Source organism: Euryhalocaulis caribicus, from assembly GCF_000412185.1.
Lineage (GTDB): Bacteria > Pseudomonadota > Alphaproteobacteria > Caulobacterales > Maricaulaceae > Euryhalocaulis > Euryhalocaulis caribicus.
On sequence record NZ_ASJA01000017.1, the window covers coordinates 1 to 18,748 of the forward strand.

Below are 18,748 nucleotides of genomic sequence, written 5' to 3' on the forward strand. Positions count from 1 at the left end.
GGATCTCAGAATAAAGCGCAACACCTCAAACGCCTCCCCTCATCCGGTCCTCCGGACCACCTTTTCCCCTCCATAGGGGAGAAGGGACTTTTTAGAAGCGCCTCGCCGGCGGCCGCACAACCAAAAGGGTGTTGATCTTCCTCCAGCCGCGCTAAAACCCATGCACCACGTCACCGATCACGCCATTACCGGAGCTTCCCCTTTGAGCGCTGCCGTCATCGAATCCACCGGCCTGTGGACCCCGCCCCATTCCATCTCCAACGAAGAGCTGGTCGAGAGCTATAACGCCTGGGTCGAACGCTGGAACGCCGAAAACGCCGAAGCGATCGAGGCCGGAGAGGCCGAGCCCAAATCCTCCTCCTCCGTCGAGTTCATCGAGAAGGCCTCGGGCATTAAATCCCGCTACGTCGTGTCGAAAGACCCGATCCTGGATCCGGAGATCATGGCGCCGCGCATCCCCGAGCGCCCGAACAGCGAAATTTCCATCCTGGCCGAAATGGCCGTGAACGCCGCGAAGGACGCGCTCAAGCGCGCAGGCAAGACCGCCGAAGACGTCGATGCGGTGATCTGCGCCTGCTCCAATCTGCAGCGCCCCTACCCGGCCATCGCGGTCGAGGTTCAGGACGCGCTGGGCGTTCAGGGCTGGGGCTTCGACATGAATGTCGCCTGTTCCTCCGCCACGTTCGGCCTGCAGGCCGCGGCGGACATGATCGGCGGCGGTCATGCCCGCTCCATCCTGGTGGTGAACCCGGAAATCTGCTCGGGCCATCTCAATTTCCGCGACCGCGACTCCCACTTCATTTTCGGCGATGTCGCCACCGCCATCCTGGTGACGCGGGAGGAACTGGCCGACGGGGGCTGGCGCATCCTCGGCACCCATCTGAAGACGCAGTTCTCCAACAATATCCGCAATAATTTCGGCTTCCTGAACCGCGCCGCGCCCGAGCACGCCGCCGAGGCCGACAAGCTGTTCATTCAGGAGGGGCGCAAGGTCTTCAAGGAAGTGGTGCCGCTGGTCTCGGCCATGATCCTGGAACAGCTGGACACGCTCGGCCTCACCCCCGCCGACCTCAAGCGCATGTGGCTGCATCAGGCCAATCTCAACATGAACCGGATGATCGCCCACAAGGTGCTGGGCAAGGAGATGGACGAGACCTACGCCCCGGTAGTGCTGGACCAGTACGCCAACACCTCCTCGGCCGGCTCCATCATCGCCTTCCACCTCCATTCGGGGGATTTCGAGGGCGGCGAGAAGGGCCTCATCTGCTCCTTCGGCGCCGGCTATTCCGCCGGCACGGTGTTCGTGGAGAAGCGCTAGGGGGTCACTGCCCGGGCAGTAATTGCTGTTCGCTGACCACGTAGGTCAGGTCGTCGCCGTCCGCTTCGTGGATCGTCACGTAATCGCCGTGACGCAGGCGGTGATCGCCGAGCTTGTAGACCGGCTCGTCATCGCTGTCGTCATTGACATCGTAGTCGAAATACCAGCGCTCGCCCTTGTGGCGCAGCCGCCCCTCGCGGCGCTCCGCGCGGTCATCGGTGAAGCGCGTCACCGTGCAGTCGCGCCATTGCTCCGACCAGTTGGAGGCGTCCAGCATCCCGTCGGAATCCAGCGGCGCGACCATCACGTATCCGAAGCGGTCGTCGCCGTCCGGAAAGCCCGCGTCCGGGTTGCGGGAAAGGCGAAGCGTGATGCGATAGAGCGCCATGAGGATACCTCCCTAGTGGGCCAGCAACAGGCTCGGCCCCTCCTGGTTCTGGACAAAGGCGCGCGTGGCGCCGCCAAACACCATCTGCCGCGCCCGGGAATGACCGTAGGCCCCGGCCACCAGCAGGCCGCAATCATGGTCGGTGCAGGCTTTCATCAGCGCCTCGCCGACATAGCCGTCCCCGGCGCGCATCTGCCTGGCGTCCACGCCGCGCGCCTGCAGCCACATCTGCGCCTGAACCGGATCGGCGATGGTTTCGGCGCCGTCCGTATCCTCGCCCGCTTGCAACACGCAGACCTTGTCGGCGCGGCGCAGCAGGGGCAGGGCGAACTTCATCGCCGTCGCGGCCTCGCGCGAGCCGTTCCAGGCGATGGAGATATTGTCGAGATTGAACGTCCCGCGCGCCACCACCACCGGCGCGGCGTCGGTGAAAAGGAAATCCTCGAACAGGGTGGAAAACGGCCCTGCCCCGGCCGCCGACCCGGAATCGATCACGGTGAACGCCGCCAGCCGGACAAGGCCGGAAACCTCCTTGCGGCTGAGCGCGCCGCAGAACCGGGCCTCGCTGTCATCTGCGTCGCCAAAGACCGATTTGAAGGCCTGCCGGGCAATCTTCAGCCCCTCCTCCTGCGCGTCGGACAGCGCCGAGAGCGCCGCGCTGGGCAGGCCGTCCACGACGCTGATACCGGCAAGATAGGCGGAATTGTCCGGCTCCACGAACGCCGCTTCCACCGAAGCCTCGATCTGGCGCGCCAGCGTGGCGGCGTTTTTCAGCAGCGCCGCATCCGACTCCGCACCGGCCATGGGGGCGAATACATATCGGCCAGCCATGAAAAACCCTCTGTGCAGCTCTTCCCGTTCAATTCAATCTAACGGTTTATTTCTCCACTGTAACAAGAAATGCAACTGGACCGATTACCGCTGGCCCCGCTTCAAGCCGCGGCAAAAAGGCTTTAGGGGAAGAGAGATGGCTCCCAATTCACGCAAAAAAGAACCGCCCAGAGCCTGGCAGCGCATGCTCTCGGGACGCCGTCTGGACCTGCTGGACCCCTCCCCCTTCGATATCGAGATAGAGGACGTCGCCCACGGCCTCGCCCGGGTGGCGCGCTGGAACGGCCAGACAATCGGCGACCACGCCTTCTCCGTCGCCCAGCACTCGGTCATCGTGGAGGGGATCGTGGCTAAGCTGGACCCGAAAACCACGCCCGCCGGCCGCCTCGCCGCCCTGCTGCACGATGCGCCGGAATACGTGATCGGGGACATGATCTCCCCCTTCAAGACCGCGCTCGGCTTTGACTACAAGGATTTCGAGGCCCGGCTGGAGGCCGCCGTCCATTTGCGTTTCGGCCTGCCCGCCAAGCCGCCGCGGGAGTTGAAAACACTGATCAAGAAGGCCGACACGGTCTGCGCCTATTTCGAGGCGACCCAGCTGGCCGGTTTTTCGGACGCCGAGGCGCGGCGCTATTTTGGCGTGCCGCCGCGCGGCATGAAGCTGACCCTGAGGCCCCAGACCACGATGGAGGCGCAGCAATCGTTCCTGGACCGGTTCGAGGAACTGCGCGCCAGACGCGACCGCAGCGAGGCGGCGATTGGCCGCCGCGCCCGCTCATTCTAGTCTTGCCGGTATGAGCGAGATCTGGATCTGCCCGCTTTCGGAAGTCGAGGAACAGGTGCGCGGCCTGAAACCGGCGCATCTGGTCAGCCTGCTGGACCCCGGCTCCATGATCGGCACGCCGCACGGCCTGCACCCGGACCGCCATTTGCGGCTGGAATGCCATGACATCGGCGACGCCCAGCCGCAAATGGCGCCGCCCGGCGAAGGCCACGCAAAATCGCTGATCGATCTGGCCGGGCGCTGGGACGAAAGCGCGCCGATCCTTGTTCATTGCTGGGCGGGGGTCAGCCGCTCCACCGCCTCGGCCTTCATCATCGCCTGCGCCCGCAATCCGGACGCGGACGAGCTGGAGCTGGCGCAGCGCCTGCGCAAGGCCTCCCCCACCGCCTGGCCCAATCGCCGCCTGATCCGGTTCGCCGACCGCATGCTGGGCCGGGACGGGCGCATGATCGCCGCCATCAAATCCATCGGCGAGGGCGACATGATGGCCTGGCCCGAGCCTTTCGAACTGGCGTGGCGATGAACGGCGGCGAGCTGGTCATCGGCCTGAACGCGGTTATCATGGCCGTGGATGGCGAGAAGCCGCTGGCGCTGGTGATCCGCAATGCCGGCCTGCCCGACGGCCTGCCCTTCGGCTCCTTCGAGCCGGACAGCCACCGCACCTTCGAGCTGGCCCTTCGCCGCTTCGTGACCGAGCAGACAGGGTTCTCGCTGGGCTATGTCGAACAGCTCTACACGTTCGGCGACCGGGGCCGCGAGGCGCCGCTGGCCGAGCTGGCCGGGGCCGGCGATGCGCGCGTCATATCGGTCGGCTATCTGGCGCTGACCCCGCAGCCCGACGAGCTGGATGAACGCGGCGGCGTCTGGGAGGGCTGGTACCGCTATTTCCCTTGGGAGGATCACCGCAAGGGCGAACCCCGCATCATTGCGGAGACCATCGCCTCGCGCCTTCGCGTCTGGGCCGACGAGTCCGGCTCCGCCGGCGGCCGTCAGGCGCGCTGGGACCGCGCCCGCATTGCTTTCGGCCTCGATGGCCGCGACTGGAACGGACAGCGCGCGCTGGACCGCTATGAACTGCTCTACGAGGCGGGGCTGGTTCCCGAAGTCTCCCTCGACCAGGCGCGGGACGGCGAAACGGCGGGGACGGCGGAGGAGAAAGCCGGGCTGGGCTGCCCGATGGCCTCGGATCACCGCCGTATCCTCGCCACCGCGATTTCACGCCTGCGGGCCAAGATCACCTACCGCCCGGTCCTGTTCGAACTCGTCGGCGAAACCTTCACCCTGCGTGAATTGCAGGACACGGCGGAAGCCATCCTTGGCTATCGCCTGCACGCGCAGAATTTCCGCCGCGCGCTGGACCGCTCCGGCATGGTTGAATCCACGGGCGAGATGGAGACAGAAACCGGCGGCCGCCCGGCGCAGCTTTACCGCTTCCGCCGCGAAATCCTGCGCGAGCAACCGGCGCTGGGCGTCGCCGCGCCCCGCCTGCGCACGCCCTGAGGAGACCGCCATGACCGATATCCGGATCAAGCGCATCTATGAGGACGCGGCGGAGAGCGACGGCTACCGGGCGCTGGTCGACCGGCTCTGGCCGCGCGGGGTCAGCAAGGACAGGGCGCAACTGGACGAATGGGCCAAAGACCTCTCGCCCACCGACGACATGCGCAAGGAATTCGGCCATGACGAGGACGCCTGGCCGCATTTCAGGAAAGCCTATCGCCAGCACCTCACCGCCGAAGCCTGTCAGGAGCGCATGAGAGAGCTTCTGGAGGCGGCGGGCGATGGCGCCCTGACCCTGCTGTTCGCCGCAAAGAATGAAGAGCGCAACAACGCCGTCGTCCTGAAGGACGCGCTGGAGGACATGAAGAGCCCATAGGGCCGCGACTCTCTGTCCGTCATAAAAGTTTGCTTTTTCACCCTTGGCGCCTATATTTTGCTCAGATTGAGAAAAAGGGGCGGCTGGATGACAGCCAGACCCCTGAAAATGCGACCGGCTAATACTCACATTGAGCATTAGAGACGCAAGGAGGAACGCCATGGACCGCGGCGTCACAGACATTCCGAACCGTGAGACCCAAGCCGAGGCCCCGCTGGCCTATACGGACGAAGTCAAACGCGAGACCGATCACCTCTATGAGCGCGTGAAGGATTTCATTCCGAAGATCGAATGGCCGATGCACGCCCCGCTGATCCACGCGATCAACAAGCTCAAGAAGGAGAAAGGCGCGGTCATTCTGGCGCATAACTACATGACGCCGGAAATCTTCAATTGCGTCGGCGACTTCACCGGCGACAGCCTGGCGCTGGCGCGGGAAGCGGCGGAAACCGATTCCGATCTGATCGTTCAGGCCGGCGTTCATTTCATGGCCGAGACGGCGAAAATCCTCTCCCCCGAGAAGACCGTTCTGATCCCCGATACGCGCGCCGGCTGCTCGCTGGCCGCCTCGATCACCGCCGAGGACGTGAAGCTCATCCGTCAGCGTTTCCCCGGCGTGCCGATCGTCACCTATGTGAACACCTCCGCCGAGGTGAAGGCCGAATCCGACATCTGCTGCACCTCCTCCAACGCCGTGCAGGTGGTGGAGAGCCTGGGCGCGGACCGGGTCTTCCTGATCCCCGACCAGTACCTAGCCAAGAATGTCGCCGCCCAGACGGACGTCGAGATCCTGACCTGGGCCGGGTCATGCGAAGTGCATGAGCGCTTTACGGCGGAGGACATCGCCTCCATGCGGGCCGCCAATCCGGGCGTCGTCGTTCTGGCGCACCCCGAATGCCCGCCGGACGTGCTGACCGCGGCGGACTACGCCGGTTCAACCTCCGCCATGTCCAATTATGTGAAACAGAAAAGCCCCAATCAGGTGGTGCTGATCACCGAGTGTTCGATGAGCGACAATGTCGCCGCGGAGAACCCGGACGTGAATTTCGTGCGGCCCTGTAATCTCTGCCCACACATGAAGCGGATCACGCTGCAGAACATCTATGACGCGCTGCGCTTCAATCAGCACGAAGTTGAAGTTGACCCGGCCGTCGCCGAAAAGGCGAAGGAAGCGATCCAGAAAATGCTGGACCTGCCCGAGCCGGAAGAAAAGCGCGACTTCGACACCAAGCGTCCGCAGAAAAATATCGAGGTCGTCAGCCGCGACGCGGCCTGATCTTCAAACAGGCTGATCCAAGAATGGCCATTCACCGCCAGCGCCTGCCCGATGACGCCGTCCTGATCATCGGGGCGGGGCTGGCGGGCCTGTATCTGGCGCTGAATCTGAAACCCCGAAAAGCGGTCGTGCTGGCCGCCAAGCCGGTGTCCGAAGGCGCGGCCAGCGCTTGGGCGCAGGGCGGCGTGGCCGCGGCGCTGGCGGCCGGAGACTCGCCGCAGGCCCATGCCGCCGACACGGTGCGCGTGGGAGCGGGACTGGTGGATCCGGCCATCGCGCAAATGATTGCGGAGGACGGGCCGGGCCTGGTGCGCAACCTTGCCTCGCTGGGCGTGCCGTTCGACCGGGACGCGGCGGGCGAATTTGTGCTGAGCCGGGAGGCCGCCCATTCGGCGGCGCGCGTAGCCCGGGTCTCCGGCGATCTGGCCGGGAAATCCATCATGGAGGTGCTGGTCGCCAGGGCGAAAGCCGCCGACTGGATCGAGCTGGCCGAGGGCAAGGCTCTGGACCTGTTAACGGATGCGCAGGGCGGCGTGGCTGGCGTGCTGGCCGCCACGGAAGACGGGCTGACGGAATTCACCGCCGGCGAGGTGGTGATCGCCTCGGGCGGGGTCGGCGGGCTTTATGCGGTGACGACCAATCCCCCCTCCTCCCGCGGCGACGGGCTGGCCATGGCGGCGCGCGCCGGAGCGGTGATCGGGGAAGCCGAGTTTGTGCAATTCCACCCCACGGCGATGGATATCGGCCGCGACCCGGCGCCGCTGGCGACCGAAGCCTTGCGCGGCGACGGCGCATTGCTGGTGGATGCGGACGGGGCGCGGCTGGTCGACCACGCCGAGGGCGAACTGGCCCCGCGCGATATTGTCGCCCGCGCCGTACATCGCGCCAAGGCCGCCGGCCGCCAGCCCTATCTGGACGCGCGCCACGCGATTGGCGAGGCGTTTCCCGACCGTTTCCCGACCGTCTTTTCCGCCTGCATGTCCGCCGGGATCGACCCCCGCCGGGATCTGATCCCCGTCGCGCCCGCCGCGCATTACCACATGGGCGGGGTGCGGGTAGACGCGCAGGGCGCGGCCAGCCTGCCCGGCCTGTCTGTCTGCGGCGAGGCGGCCTGCACGGGCGCGCATGGCGGCAACCGGCTGGCCTCCAATTCCCTGTTGGAGGCGATCGTGTTCGCCCGCCGGATCGCGGAGCGGCTGAAAGACAGCGATGCGGTCAGCCGGACCGCGCAATCGGCGGAGGCCCCGCCCCGCCTGCCGCGCGCCGATCTGGCGCAATTGCGTGAAGCCATGGCGCGGCATGCAGGCGTGGAGCGGACCGCGAGCGGTCTTGCCGGACTTCTTGATGAGATGAACGCCATGGAGGCGCGGACCGGCGGCGCAAACCCCTTGATCGCCGCGCGCCTGATCGCCGCCAGCGCCCTGATACGCGAAGAGAGCCGCGGCGCGCACGCCCGCGCCGACCATCCCGAGACACACGCCGAGGCGCGCCGCAGCGCCATGACGCTGGCCGAGGCGCGCAACGCCGCCGCCCGCGCCGCCTGACCAGGAGTTTCAATGAGCGCCGTGCCCTATCCCGTTCTGGAGCCGATTATCCGCCGCGCGCTGGAGGAAGACCTGTCCGGCGGCGATGTGACCAGCCTGAGCTGTATCGACGCGGACGCCACGGCGCGCGCCGTGATGCGGGCGCGAGAGGCCGGCGTCGCCGCCGGTCTGGACGCCGCCCTGCTGTCTTTTCGCCTGGTGGAGCCCTCGCTGCGGGTCGAGGCGTTGAAGCGGGACGGCGACCCGCTGGAAGGCGGCGATGACGTTCTGGCCGTCAGCGGCAATGCCCGCACCATCCTGATGGCCGAACGCACGGCGCTGAACTTCGCCACCCATTTAAGCGGCGTCGCCAGCCTGACCGCGCGCTATGTCGAGGCCGTCGCCGGAACGGGCGCTAAGATCAGCCCCACGCGCAAGACGCTTCCCGGTCTGCGGGCGCTGCAGAAGGCGGCCGTGGAGGCGGGCGGGGGATCGCCCCACCGGTTTGCGCTGGGCGATGCGGTGATGATCAAGGACAACCATATCGCGGCGTCCGGCGGCATCGCCGAGGCGATTGAACGCGCCCGCAAGGCCGGCGGCCATATGCGCCGGATCAGCGTGGAGGTCGATACGCTGGACCAGCTGGACATTGCGCTGGACGCCGGGCCGGACGTGATCCTGCTGGACAATTTCTCAAACAAGGCGCTGGCCGAGGCCGTGACGCGCAATCAGGGCCGCGCCGTGCTGGAAGCCTCCGGCGGGGTGAATCTGAGCACCGTGCGCGGCATCGCGGAGAGGGGCGTGGACGTGATCAGCGTCGGCGCGCTGACCCATTCCGCCCCGGCGCTGGATCTGGGTCTGGATTTCGAGGCCTAGCCGCAAACGAAAACGGCCGGGCGTGACGCCCGGCCGTTTCCATCGATAAGTCCGCGGTGCGGAACTGTCAGATTACGCGTCCGTGTCCGGCAGGCGGCCAGCGGCACCCGGGAAACGGTAGAATTTGTGGCTGCCGATCACGCCGGTCTGCACCAGGCTGGGCGCCCAGTACGGGTTGATCGCGACCGTGTGATAGTGCGTCGCGCCATTGGTGGCCGGCTTCGCCAGACCCAGCATGGCGTGCGCGGCGACCTGATTGGCGTTGCGCCATGCCACGCCGCGCGGCTTGCGCGCCACCGAACCGTCACAGGTAAAGGTGAACTGGCAGCCCGTATTGCGGTAGGAGCCCTGATAGACGACGCCGCAGATCGTGTTCGGGTAGAGCGGGTGACGCACCCGGTTCATGACCACTTCGGCGACCGCCATCTGACCCGGGCGGGTTTCGGACCGCGCCTCGAAATAGACGGCGTCGGCCAGGCATTTGCGTTCTTTCGCCTGACGCTCGGCCTGATCGAAATGCGCCTGCGCGAAGGTCTGGTAGGCGCCGATCACGTCACGGTCGCGGGCCAGAGAATCCAGCGACTGGTTGGACGTGTAGGCGCGCGCCATGCGCCAGATCTTTTCACTGCGATCACTGCTGGTGAGGCGGAACCCGTTTTCGCGCGCGGCGTTGGCGTCGATAGAGAACATGTCGACGAAGGTTTCGGCGCGCTGGTTCCATTCCGCGTTGTTTTCCTGCGTTTGCAGCCGGGATTGCGCCATCGGCAGCGCGAAGGCCATCAGGCCTAGCGCCGCGGCGGCGGACGCAAACTTAGCGGCGGCGCGCGCTTTGCGCGCACGTTTGGAAACTTCAAGCTTCATGGTTTGGTTTTCGCATCGACGCCGCGCGCATCACGCAGCAGACAATTCTCGGCGGCCCTCTTCTATTTCTCAAAACCAGAAATAAGGTTTGGCCCCGTTCGTGAGCAGGCAGGTAGGGGCATCCTTCCGGCATGTCAAATTACGAATCAACGCAAGGATAGCGCCAAACCTTACCCGATTCTCCAAATTTTTATTAGTTCCATAGGTTTGCGGGCCTTCAGTGCTGCACTGCAACAAACTGAAAAAAGTTCCCTTACCGCTGTTCCTGCGATGGAACCCTGGCTTCAGAGCCTGATTTTTGCGCCTGATTCTCGCGGGCGCAATAAATCGCTATTGGTTTTCCGAAATCGCCGCCTGGGCCGCCGCCAGCCGCGCGATTGGCACGCGGTATGGCGAACAGGACACATAATCCAGGCCCGTTTTCGAGCAGAATCGAATCGAGGCCGGGTCGCCGCCATGCTCGCCGCAAATGCCCAGCTTGATGTCCCCGCGCGTCTTGCGGCCGCGCTCCACGGCGATCTCGATCAGGGCGCCGACGCCGGTCTGGTCCAGACTGACGAAGGGATCCTTCTCGTAGATATTGTTCTTGATGTAGTCGTTCAGGAACTTGCCGGAATCGTCGCGCGACAGGCCATAGGTGGTCTGGGTCAGGTCGTTGGTGCCGAAGGAGAAGAATTCCGCGTGCTCGGCCACTTCATCGGCGGTCAGCGCGGCGCGCGGCAGCTCGATCATCGTGCCCAGCATGTATTTCGGCGCGACGCCCGTCTTGCCGGTCACTTCCTTCGCCACGGCGTCCACGCGCTGTTTCAGGAATTTCAGCTCCGGCGCGATGGAGACCAGCGGGATCATCACCTCGACCAGAGGCTGGACGCCGGTTTCCTTTTCGACGGCGGCCTGCGCTTCGAAAATCGCGCGGGCCTGCATCTCGTAGATTTCGGGGAAGGTCACGCCCAGGCGGCAACCGCGATGGCCCAGCATGGGATTGGTCTCATGCAGGTCGGCGGCGCGCTTCATCAGCTGGTCGGCCGGCAGGCCCGTGGCCTCGGCGACGGCCTGAACGTCCTCCTCCGTATGCGGCAGGAATTCGTGCAGCGGCGGGTCCAGCAGGCGGATCGTGCAGGGCCGGTCCTCCATGATGCGGAAAATCTCGACGAAATCGTCCGTCTGGTAAGGCTGGATCTTGGCCAGCGCCTTTTCGCGGCCTTCAACGTCGTCGGCCAGGATCATCTCGCGCACCGCGGCGATGCGGTCGGCATCGAAGAACATGTGCTCAGTGCGGCACAGGCCAATGCCCTCCGCGCCGAAATCCTTGGCAGTCTGCACGTCATGCGGAGTCTCCGCATTGGTGCGGACCTTCAGCTTGCGCGCGCGGTCGGCCCACTCCATCAGCCTGGCGAAATCGCCCGACAGTTCGGGCTGGACCATTTTCGCCTGCCCCATGAAGACCTGACCGGTGGCGCCGTCGACGGTGATGATCTCGCCGCGCTGCACCTTGCGGCCCGCTACGGTGAAGCGGCCCTGGGCTTCCTCGATCCGCATGTCGCCGGCGCCGCAGACGCACGGCGTGCCCATGCCGCGCGCCACCACGGCGGCGTGGCTGGTCATGCCGCCGCGAGAGGTGACGATAGCCTCCGCCGCGTGCATGCCGTGAATATCCTCGGGCGAGGTTTCTGTGCGGACCAGGATGACCTTCTCGCCGGCCTGCGCCATGTCGCGGGCGTCATCGGCGGTGAACACCACCTTGCCCCAGGCCGCGCCGGGCGAGGCCGGCAGGCCCTTGACCAGCAGGTCGCGCTCGCCCTCGGGGTCCAGCGTCGGGTGCAACAGCTGATCCAGCGAGGCCGGCTCGACGCGCAGCACCGCTTCGTCCTCGGTAATCAGGCCATCAGCGGCCATATCGACCGCGATGCGAAGGGCGGCGCGGGCGGTGCGCTTCCCGTTGCGGGTCTGGAGGAGATAGAGATTGCCCTGCTCCACCGTGAACTCGATGTCCTGCATGTCCCGGTAATGGGTTTCCAGCCGGGTGAAAATCTTGTCCAGATCCGCATAGACCTCCGGCATGGCCTCCTCCATGGAGGGCATGTCGTCGCCCATTTCCTCGCGCGTCTTCTTCGTAAGATTCTGCGGCGTGCGGATGCCGGCCACCACGTCCTCGCCCTGTGCGTTGATCAGGAACTCGCCATAGACGCGGTTTTCACCGGTGGACGGGTTGCGGGTGAAGGCGACGCCGGTGGCGGACTTCTCGCCCATATTGCCGAACACCATGGCCTGAACGTTCACCGCCGTGCCCCAGCTGTGCGGGATGTCGTGCAGGCGGCGATAGGTGTTCGCGCGCTCGTTCATCCATGAGCCGAAGACCGCGTCCATCGCGCCGTTCAGCTGTTCGCGCGGATCGGTGGGGAACGGGCGGTCGTGGTTTTCCGCCACGGCCTTCTTGTAGGCGGCGACGATCACTTCCCAGTCATCGGCGGAAAGCTCTGTGTCCAGGTTGAAGTCGTTCTCCGCCTTGTAGTCGTCCAGGATCTCCTCGAACACGGAATGGGAGACGCCCAGCACCACGTCGGAATACATCTGGATGAAGCGGCGATAGGAATCGAAGGCAAAGCGGCGATCGCCGGAAAGTATCGCCAGACCCTCCGCCGTCTCGTCGTTCAGGCCGAGATTGAGGACCGTATCCATCATGCCCGGCATGGAGGCGCGGGCGCCGGAGCGGACAGAGACCAGAAGCGGGTTGGACGGGTCGCCGAATTTCTTGCCGGCCTTTTCCTCCAGCTCGGCCAGGGCGGAGTCGATCTCCGCCGTCAGGCCGTCCGGATAGGTGCGGTCATTGTCGTAATAGGCGGTGCAGACTTCGGTGGTCAGGGTGAAGCCGGGCGGGACGGGCAGGCCCAGCGAGGCCATCTCGGCCAGGTTCGCGCCCTTGCCGCCCAGAAGATTCTTCAGCGAGGAATCGCCATCGGCCGAGCCGCCGCCGAACGCATAAATCCACTTCCGCTTGGAGCCTGACATAAAGCTGACTTTCCTTAAGCTCGCGATTCAATCCGGTCGAAATCCGCCACCGCGCGAAGGGATTCGCGAATCTGCCCCAGCAGGAGCAGGCGGTTGCGGCGCAGTCCCTCGTCCTCGGCGTTCACCGTGACCGCATCGAAGAAATCGTCGATGCGCGCCCGCAGCGGGGCGATAGCCGCCATGGCGCCCTCGAAGTCTTCCGCTTCGATGGCCGCCTCGGCGGACGGTTTGGCGTGTTGCAGCGCATCATACAAGGCCTTTTCCTGCGGTTCAGGCAGGTTCGACCCGTCCGGCGCGCCCGCGCCCTCAAACCCCTTCTTCTCTTCGGCTTTGAGGATATTGGCCGCCCGCGTGTAACCGGCCAGCAGATTCTCCCCGTCCTCGGTCGCCAGGAAGGATTGCAGCGCCTCGACACGCTTGACGATGGCGACAAGGTCGTCCTCGCCGAGCGCGAAGACGGCGTCGATCAGGTCATGGCGGATACCTTGTTCGCGGAGCGCGACTTTCAGGCGGTCGGCGAAGAAAGCTAGAAGATCGGCTTTTGTTGGCTCTAACCACTCATAGGGAAAGGCGTCCCCTGTATACCTGTTTCTACCTAAAAGTCCCTGTACTAATGAATTGAGGTAAAGACGACATCCGTTCTCCAGAACCAAACGGATGACGCCCAGCGCCGCCCGCCTTAACGCATAAGGATCCTTCGACCCCGTCGGCTTTTCATCAATTGCCCAGAAACTAACCAGCGTATCCAGCTTGTCGGCCAGAGCGACGGCGACCGAGACCGGCTCTGTCGGGACTTCGTCGGAGGGGCCTTGCGGCTTGTAATGCTCCCGGATGGCGTTGGCGACGGCGTCCGGCTCGTTGAATTTCCTGGCGTAATACCAGCCCATCACGCCCTGAAGGTCGGTAAATTCGATGACCATCTGGGTGGTAAGGTCGGCCTTGGCGAGCATCGCGGCGCGTTCGGCCTGATCCGGGTCGGCGCCGACAACGGGCGCGAGTTCTTTCGCCAGCGCGGCGACACGCTCGGCCTTGTCCTTCACGCTGCCGAGCTTGCGATGGAAGACGACGTTTTCGAGGTCGTCGACGCGCTGATCCAGCGGGCGTTTGAGGTCTTCCTCCCAGAAGAAGCGGGCGTCTTCCAGGCGGGCGGTGAGGACGCGCTCATACCCCTTTATGGAGGCGCCGCCGCCATCGGAAGGGTTCAGGTCCGCCACGGCGATGAAGCGCGGGGCGAGTTGGCCCGTCTTCGGGTCGGCGACCGCGAAATATTTCTGGTTCTTGCCCATGGTGAGGCGGATTGCTTCATCCGGCAGGTCGAGGAATTTCTCGCCGAACGTGCCCAGGATCGGGTTCGGCCATTCGGCGAGGCCGGCGTTCTCGGCCAACAGGGCGGAATCCTCCACCCAGTCCAGCCCGGCCTCCTTGCAGATCGCCGCGACCCCTTCGGCGATGCGCGCCTCGCGGTCGGCGGCGTCCAGCAGGACATGGCCGTCCGTCTCCAGCGTCTTGCGGTAGCTGGCGAAGTCCGAAACCTCGAACGGGCCCGGCCCGTGGACGCGGTGGCCCTCGGTGACATTGCCGCTCTTCACTCCGGCAAATTCGAAAGGCACGACCGCGCCATCGAACAGGCAGAGAATGCGGCGCAGCGGGCGGACCCAGCGCTCCGACCGGCCGCCCCAGCGCATGGATTTCGGCCACGGAAAGGACCGGCAGATTTCCGGCGCGATCTCCGCGATGACGTCCGGCAGCTTGCGGCCCGGCTTTTCGATGATGGCGACGTAGAAATCGCCCTTCTTGTCCTCGCGCGTTTCGCAACTGTCCAGGCTCTCCAGCCCGGCACTGCGCAGGAAGCCCTCCACGGCCTTGTCCGGCGCGCCGACGCGCGGGCCCTTGCGCTCCTCGCGTACGTCCGGGGTCGCCCCGGGCAGGTCGTCGATGACCAGCGTCAGGCGGCGGGGCCCGGCAAAGCTCTGCACGGCGGCGGGCTTCACGCCGGCCTTTTCCAGCGCCTCGGTCATCAGGCGCGTCAGGTCGCGCGCGGCCTGGCCCTGCATGCGCGCGGGGATTTCCTCGGAAAAGAGTTCAAGGAGAAGCTGCGGCATCAGGCCAGTCTCGTCGGTTTATAGGTGCGCTCGGTGGGCGGGCCGTCGCCGGTGTTCACCACCGAGTCCCGCTCGATCAGCAGGACATGCACTTCGTCGGTCACGGTTACGGGCCGGTGCTCCACCCCGCGCGGGACGATGATGAATTCGCCCTCGCTGATAGTTTTCTCGCCGTCGCGGAATTCCATGCGCAGCACGCCCCTGGTGACGAGGAACATCTCGTCTTCCCGCGCGTGCGCATGCCAGTCGAACCCGCCGCGCAGCTTGGTCAGCTTCACGTGCTGGTCATTCACCTGCCCGGCGATCCGCGGCTGCCACGCCTCGTCGAACGTCGCGAAGCTCTTTTCCAGATTGATGACGCGCGGGAGGGTCATGAAATGGCTCCCCCTTCGCTTCCCCTCTCCCCTCGTGGGAGAGGGGTCAGGGGTGAGGGGGCGTCTCCGCCAATCGCGCACCTGACTTGTTCAAGCACCCGGTCCGTCTCATCCCAGACTTCCGAATTGTCGAAGCGCAGGACAGTAAAGCCTTCCGCCTTCAGCCAGTCGTCCTTCTTACGATCGAAGGCGCGAGCCTCATCGCTTTCATGATGCGGCCCATCCAGTTCGATGGCCAGCTTGGCTCCATGATGGACGAAATCGACGGCGTACGGACCAATCGGCGCTTGCCGGCGAAACTTGCCTTCGACGCCCTGCATGGCGCGTAGCTCATTCCAGAATTTCTTTTCCGTCGCGGGCATGTCCGCGCGCAGCCGTTTGGCGCGGGCATTAGTCAGGCCGAATGAAGTCTGGCGATTTTCCTGCGATCTGGGCGTGCTCATGCGTGCGCCCCCTTCCCCTCGGTCCCCTTCCCACGAGGGGAAGGGGAAGCCAATTTTACCCACCCTTCCGCGCAGCCTTTGGCGAGGTCGCGGACGCGTGCGATATAGGTGGGGCGTTCGGTGGCGGAGACGACGCCGCGGGCGTCCAGCAAATTGAAGAAGTGGGAGGCCTTGAGGGCGTAGTCGAAGGCCGGCAGCGGCAGGTTCTTTTCCAGAAGCAGGGCCGATTGCGCCTCCGCGTCCTCGAAATGCCGCTTCAGGGCCTCGACATTGGCGTGCTCGAAATTGAATTCGGAGAACTGGCGCTCTTGGGGCAGGAAGATGTCGCCATAGGTGACGCCGTCATCGTTGTAGCGCAGGTCATAGACGTTATCGACGCCCTGCACGTACATCGCCAGACGCTCCAGCCCGTAGGTCAACTCGCCGGAGACCAGGTCCACGTCCAGCCCGCCGACCTGCTGGAAATAGGTGTACTGGCTGACTTCCATGCCGTCGCACCAGACTTCCCAGCCAAGGCCCCAGGCCCCGACAGTCGGGTTTTCCCAGTCATCCTCGACGAAGCGCACGTCATGCAGGGCGCGGTCGATGCCGATGGCGTCGAGACTGCCGAGATACAGCTCCTGCAGGTTTTCCGGGTTGGGCTTCAGGATGACCTGGAACTGGTAGTATTTCTGCAACCGGTTCGGGTTCTCGCCATAGCGGCCGTCCGCCGGGCGGCGCGAGGGCTGCACATAGGCGGCCTTCCACGGTTTCGGCCCGAGGCTCATCAGCGTGGTCGCCGGGTGCAGCGTGCCGGCGCCGACCTCCACGTCGTAGGGCTGGAGAATGGCGCAGCCGCGCTCCGACCAGTAGGTCTGGAGACGGAAGATCAGGTCCTGGAACGAAGGCGCGTTACCGCCGTTGCGCTGGCTCATTTAGGGGCCGGATATCTCGCTGGGGACGTTCTTTGAAAAGTCGCGCGCACCCTACCCGGATGCGCCGGTGAATCAAGAAAGCGGCGCTTCTAGAGGAAGGCGATGACCGCGCCGCCAATGACAACGCCCAGCACGCCCTCGCCCATCACGGCCAGCGGATACCAGTTGGGCTGGCCCGGCTGCGGACCGGAAAACATCATCGTGGCGCTGATCGAGCCCACCGCGCCCGCCAGAATGAGGGCATGAACCATGGGGAAAGACGGGGCGATCAGGGCGCATACAACGCCGCCCAGAAACGCCGCCACGGCGCCAAAGCCAAGATTGGCGTTGATATAGGCCGGGGTCGGGTGCGGGCCGGTCAGCATCAGGCGGGAGGTGAGGAAATGCCCGCCCATGACCAGCGCGGCCATGACGATATACCCGATCAGGATGGACAGGATGCTCAAGCCGATGGCCATTCGTCCCTCGCGCGAATCGATGAAGATTTTGTGAGATTAACCCAAAACGCGGCCCGCCACCGCGTCCAGCTTCGCGACCAGCGCGGGATCGCGCGCTTCGGCCGCGGTGAGGATGGCGAAGTCCAGCGCGCGCTCGATGCCCTGCGGGCTGGCCTCGCGGGTTTCGGGCAGCGATTCCGCCAAGTGGCGGATCGTGGATTTCGCCTTGTCGGCATTGGCTTTCAGGATCGCCAGGATCTCGCTGACGTCCAGATCGTCGCCGTCCCGCCAGCAATCATAGTCGGTGACCATGCAGAGCGAGGCGTAAGGAAGCTCCGCCTCCCGCGCCAGCTTGGCCTCGGGCATATTGGTCATGCCCACGACCGAGCAGCCCCAGCTCTTGTGCAGGCGGGATTCCGCGCGGGTGGAGAATTGCGGGCCTTCCATGGCCAGATACGTCCCGCCCTCGGTCACGTCCGCGCCCGCCTTTCGCGCAGCTGCGGCGGCGAAACCCGAAAGCCGCGCGCAGACCGGGTCGCTGACCGAGACATGGCCGACGCAGCCCGGCCCGAAGAAGCTCTTTTCGCGGTTGATGGTGCGGTCAACGAACTGATCGACCAGCAGGAAGGCCCCGGGCGGAAGCTCCTCTTTCAGGGAGCCGCACGCGGAAATCGACAGGATGTCGGTGACGCCGGCGCGCTTCAGCGCGTCGATATTGGCGCGGTAATTGACGCCCGACGGCGGCAGGGGATGTCCTCGCCCGTGACGCGGCAGGAAGACCAGCGAAACGCCGCCAATCTCCCCCCGTATAAGCGCGTCGGAGGGATCGCCCCACGGGGTCTCGATCCGCTCCTCGCGGACATTCTCCAGCCCGTCGATCTCATAGAGACCGGAGCCGCCGATAACGCCGAGGGTCCAGGCGGACATCGCCGCGCCCTGTTCCCTAGTGCTCGACGTCGCGCCAGACTTCCTTGTAGGCGAGGAAGGTGAGGCCGGACAGGATGATCAGGAAAATGATCACGCCAAAACCCATGCGCTTGCGCGTTTCCATGTGCGGCTCGGACGCCCAGGCCAGGAAGGTGGTGACGTCTTCCGCCATCTGCTCCGGCGTGGCTTCCGTGCCGTCCTCATAGGTGACGCGGCCCTCGGTCAGCTGCGGCGGCATGGCGATCCAGTGGCCGGCGAAATATTCGTTGTAATAGAGGCCCGCGCGCGGGGGCTCCTCGCCTTCCGGGGCGTCCTTGTACCCGGTCAGCAGGGCGTCGAGATAGTCGGCCCCGCCGCCGCGCGCCTTGACGATCACTGACAGGTCGGGCGGATGCGCGCCGCCATTGGCCGCGCGCGCCGCGTTGTCGTTCGGGTACGGCGCGGGGAAACGGTCCGATGTCTGGCCCGGACGCATGAACATGTCGCCCAGATCATCCGGCCCGTCCTCGATCTGGAACTCGGCGGACAGCGCCTTGATCACCGGATTGTCGTTCGGGTTCGGGTAGTCCTCGTCATGGAAGGGGCCGCCCTCCTGGCCCAGCATGCGGAAATACATGTAGTCCATGCTGTGGCAGGCGGCGCAGACCTCGCGATAGACCTGATAGCCGCGCTGCAGCGAGGCGCGGTCGAACACGCCGAACGGACCTTCAAACGACCAGTCCTGGTTCGGGGCGTGCACCTCTTCCTCCGCGGCGATGGCCGTGGTGGAGGTCAGAAGCGCAACAGCGATGAGAAATACGCGCATCATG

General features: G+C 65.3%; 19 protein-coding genes. 8 read left to right on the forward strand and 11 right to left on the reverse strand.

From position 1 onward, the window contains the following. The first annotated feature begins 202 nt into the window (after positions 1 to 202). The gene (locus tag L338_RS13030) at positions 203 to 1,318 is read left to right on the forward strand and encodes a beta-ketoacyl-ACP synthase III (RefSeq protein ID WP_022698835.1); all 1,116 of its coding nucleotides are present in this window, start codon (positions 203 to 205) and stop codon (positions 1,316 to 1,318) included. A 4-nt stretch (positions 1,319 to 1,322) separates the two neighbouring features. Here L338_RS13030 and L338_RS13035 read toward each other — a convergent pair whose 3' ends face one another. Together L338_RS13035 and L338_RS13040 are read right to left on the reverse strand one after the other, a co-directional pair. Continuing rightward, the gene (locus L338_RS13035) at positions 1,323 to 1,706 is read right to left on the reverse strand and encodes a hypothetical protein (RefSeq protein WP_022698836.1); all 384 of its coding nucleotides are present in this window, start codon (positions 1,704 to 1,706) and stop codon (positions 1,323 to 1,325) included. Positions 1,707 to 1,718: 12 nt separating this feature from the next. After that, the gene (locus L338_RS13040) at positions 1,719 to 2,537 is read right to left on the reverse strand and encodes a universal stress protein (RefSeq protein WP_022698837.1); all 819 of its coding nucleotides are present in this window, start codon (positions 2,535 to 2,537) and stop codon (positions 1,719 to 1,721) included. A 136-nt stretch (positions 2,538 to 2,673) separates the two neighbouring features. Between L338_RS13040 and L338_RS13045 the strand changes: the two genes are divergently transcribed. From L338_RS13045 to nadC, 7 genes are all read left to right on the forward strand, one after another. Next, positions 2,674 to 3,321 (forward strand): YfbR-like 5'-deoxynucleotidase, encoded by a 648-nt coding sequence (locus L338_RS13045; RefSeq protein WP_022698838.1) that lies wholly within the window; start codon positions 2,674 to 2,676, stop codon positions 3,319 to 3,321. 10 nt (positions 3,322 to 3,331) lie between these two features. Continuing rightward, positions 3,332 to 3,844: a tyrosine phosphatase family protein gene (locus tag L338_RS13050; RefSeq protein WP_022698839.1), complete on the forward strand. Its 513-nt coding sequence runs from the start codon at positions 3,332 to 3,334 to the stop codon at positions 3,842 to 3,844. Beyond that, on the forward strand, positions 3,841 to 4,821 hold the full coding sequence (locus L338_RS13055; RefSeq protein WP_022698840.1) for an NUDIX hydrolase: 981 nt from the start codon (positions 3,841 to 3,843) through the stop codon (positions 4,819 to 4,821). Before L338_RS13050 ends, L338_RS13055 begins: the two co-directional genes overlap by 4 nt. 10 nt (positions 4,822 to 4,831) lie before the next feature. Next, the gene (locus tag L338_RS13060; RefSeq protein WP_022698841.1) at positions 4,832 to 5,197 is read left to right on the forward strand and encodes a DUF488 domain-containing protein; all 366 of its coding nucleotides are present in this window, start codon (positions 4,832 to 4,834) and stop codon (positions 5,195 to 5,197) included. A gap of 160 nt (positions 5,198 to 5,357) precedes the next feature. Further along, complete coding sequence (gene nadA, locus L338_RS13065) at positions 5,358 to 6,473, forward strand: quinolinate synthase NadA (protein ID WP_022698842.1); 1,116 nt, start codon at positions 5,358 to 5,360, stop codon at positions 6,471 to 6,473. A gap of 29 nt (positions 6,474 to 6,502) precedes the next feature. After that, complete coding sequence (locus tag L338_RS13070; RefSeq protein ID WP_027068541.1) at positions 6,503 to 8,017, forward strand: L-aspartate oxidase; 1,515 nt, start codon at positions 6,503 to 6,505, stop codon at positions 8,015 to 8,017. A gap of 12 nt (positions 8,018 to 8,029) precedes the next feature. After that, positions 8,030 to 8,872 (forward strand): carboxylating nicotinate-nucleotide diphosphorylase, encoded by an 843-nt coding sequence (nadC, locus tag L338_RS13075; RefSeq protein ID WP_022698844.1) that lies wholly within the window; start codon positions 8,030 to 8,032, stop codon positions 8,870 to 8,872. Positions 8,873 to 8,944: 72 nt separating this feature from the next. Here nadC and L338_RS16700 read toward each other — a convergent pair whose 3' ends face one another. The 9 genes from L338_RS16700 to L338_RS13120 form a co-directional block, all read right to left on the reverse strand. After that, positions 8,945 to 9,733, reverse strand: coding sequence for a cell wall hydrolase (locus L338_RS16700; protein WP_022698845.1), 789 nt, complete (start codon positions 9,731 to 9,733; stop codon positions 8,945 to 8,947). A 330-nt stretch (positions 9,734 to 10,063) separates the two neighbouring features. After that, positions 10,064 to 12,742: a pyruvate, phosphate dikinase gene (ppdK, locus tag L338_RS13085; RefSeq protein ID WP_022698846.1), complete on the reverse strand. Its 2,679-nt coding sequence runs from the start codon at positions 12,740 to 12,742 to the stop codon at positions 10,064 to 10,066. Between the two features lie 14 nt (positions 12,743 to 12,756). Then, the gene (glyS, locus tag L338_RS13090; protein WP_022698847.1) at positions 12,757 to 14,844 is read right to left on the reverse strand and encodes a glycine--tRNA ligase subunit beta; all 2,088 of its coding nucleotides are present in this window, start codon (positions 14,842 to 14,844) and stop codon (positions 12,757 to 12,759) included. Next, positions 14,844 to 15,218, reverse strand: coding sequence for a cupin domain-containing protein (locus tag L338_RS13095; RefSeq protein WP_027068542.1), 375 nt, complete (start codon positions 15,216 to 15,218; stop codon positions 14,844 to 14,846). The genes glyS and L338_RS13095 overlap by 1 nt, the downstream gene beginning before the upstream one ends. Next, positions 15,215 to 15,661, reverse strand: coding sequence for an endonuclease domain-containing protein (locus tag L338_RS13100; RefSeq protein ID WP_051122791.1), 447 nt, complete (start codon positions 15,659 to 15,661; stop codon positions 15,215 to 15,217). Before L338_RS13100 ends, L338_RS13095 begins: the two co-directional genes overlap by 4 nt. Continuing rightward, the gene (locus L338_RS13105; RefSeq protein WP_022698848.1) at positions 15,658 to 16,575 is read right to left on the reverse strand and encodes a glycine--tRNA ligase subunit alpha; all 918 of its coding nucleotides are present in this window, start codon (positions 16,573 to 16,575) and stop codon (positions 15,658 to 15,660) included. Before L338_RS13105 ends, L338_RS13100 begins: the two co-directional genes overlap by 4 nt. 89 nt (positions 16,576 to 16,664) lie before the next feature. Then, positions 16,665 to 17,033 carry a hypothetical protein gene (locus L338_RS13110; protein ID WP_022698849.1) on the reverse strand — a complete coding sequence of 123 codons (369 nt, stop codon included), beginning with the start codon at positions 17,031 to 17,033 and terminating at the stop codon, positions 16,665 to 16,667. Between the two features lie 36 nt (positions 17,034 to 17,069). Beyond that, positions 17,070 to 17,939 (reverse strand): S-methyl-5'-thioadenosine phosphorylase, encoded by an 870-nt coding sequence (locus tag L338_RS13115; RefSeq protein WP_022698850.1) that lies wholly within the window; start codon positions 17,937 to 17,939, stop codon positions 17,070 to 17,072. A 16-nt stretch (positions 17,940 to 17,955) separates the two neighbouring features. Continuing rightward, positions 17,956 to 18,747 carry a cytochrome c1 gene (locus L338_RS13120; RefSeq protein ID WP_051122793.1) on the reverse strand — a complete coding sequence of 264 codons (792 nt, stop codon included), beginning with the start codon at positions 18,745 to 18,747 and terminating at the stop codon, positions 17,956 to 17,958. Position 18,748 lies beyond the last annotated feature (1 nt).

Coding starts and splice junctions, on each gene's coding strand:
- ppdK (WP_022698846.1), bottom strand. CDS start 12,742: ATGTCAGGCTCCAAGCGGAAGTGGATTTATGCGTTCGGCGGCGGCTCG.
- L338_RS13120 (WP_051122793.1), bottom strand. CDS start 18,747: ATGATGCGCGTATTTCTCATCGCTGTTGCGCTTCTGACCTCCACCACG.
- L338_RS13110 (WP_022698849.1), bottom strand. CDS start 17,033: ATGGCCATCGGCTTGAGCATCCTGTCCATCCTGATCGGGTATATCGTC.
- L338_RS13035 (WP_022698836.1), bottom strand. CDS start 1,706: ATGGCGCTCTATCGCATCACGCTTCGCCTTTCCCGCAACCCGGACGCG.
- L338_RS16700 (WP_022698845.1), bottom strand. CDS start 9,733: ATGAAGCTTGAAGTTTCCAAACGTGCGCGCAAAGCGCGCGCCGCCGCT.
- L338_RS13115 (WP_022698850.1), bottom strand. CDS start 17,939: ATGTCCGCCTGGACCCTCGGCGTTATCGGCGGCTCCGGTCTCTATGAG.
- L338_RS13045 (WP_022698838.1), top strand. CDS start 2,674: ATGGCTCCCAATTCACGCAAAAAAGAACCGCCCAGAGCCTGGCAGCGC.
- L338_RS13095 (WP_027068542.1), bottom strand. CDS start 15,218: ATGACCCTCCCGCGCGTCATCAATCTGGAAAAGAGCTTCGCGACGTTC.
- nadC (WP_022698844.1), top strand. CDS start 8,030: ATGAGCGCCGTGCCCTATCCCGTTCTGGAGCCGATTATCCGCCGCGCG.
- L338_RS13060 (WP_022698841.1), top strand. CDS start 4,832: ATGACCGATATCCGGATCAAGCGCATCTATGAGGACGCGGCGGAGAGC.
- L338_RS13040 (WP_022698837.1), bottom strand. CDS start 2,537: ATGGCTGGCCGATATGTATTCGCCCCCATGGCCGGTGCGGAGTCGGAT.
- L338_RS13055 (WP_022698840.1), top strand. CDS start 3,841: ATGAACGGCGGCGAGCTGGTCATCGGCCTGAACGCGGTTATCATGGCC.
- L338_RS13105 (WP_022698848.1), bottom strand. CDS start 16,575: ATGAGCCAGCGCAACGGCGGTAACGCGCCTTCGTTCCAGGACCTGATC.
- glyS (WP_022698847.1), bottom strand. CDS start 14,844: ATGCCGCAGCTTCTCCTTGAACTCTTTTCCGAGGAAATCCCCGCGCGC.
- L338_RS13050 (WP_022698839.1), top strand. CDS start 3,332: ATGAGCGAGATCTGGATCTGCCCGCTTTCGGAAGTCGAGGAACAGGTG.
- nadA (WP_022698842.1), top strand. CDS start 5,358: ATGGACCGCGGCGTCACAGACATTCCGAACCGTGAGACCCAAGCCGAG.
- L338_RS13100 (WP_051122791.1), bottom strand. CDS start 15,661: ATGAGCACGCCCAGATCGCAGGAAAATCGCCAGACTTCATTCGGCCTG.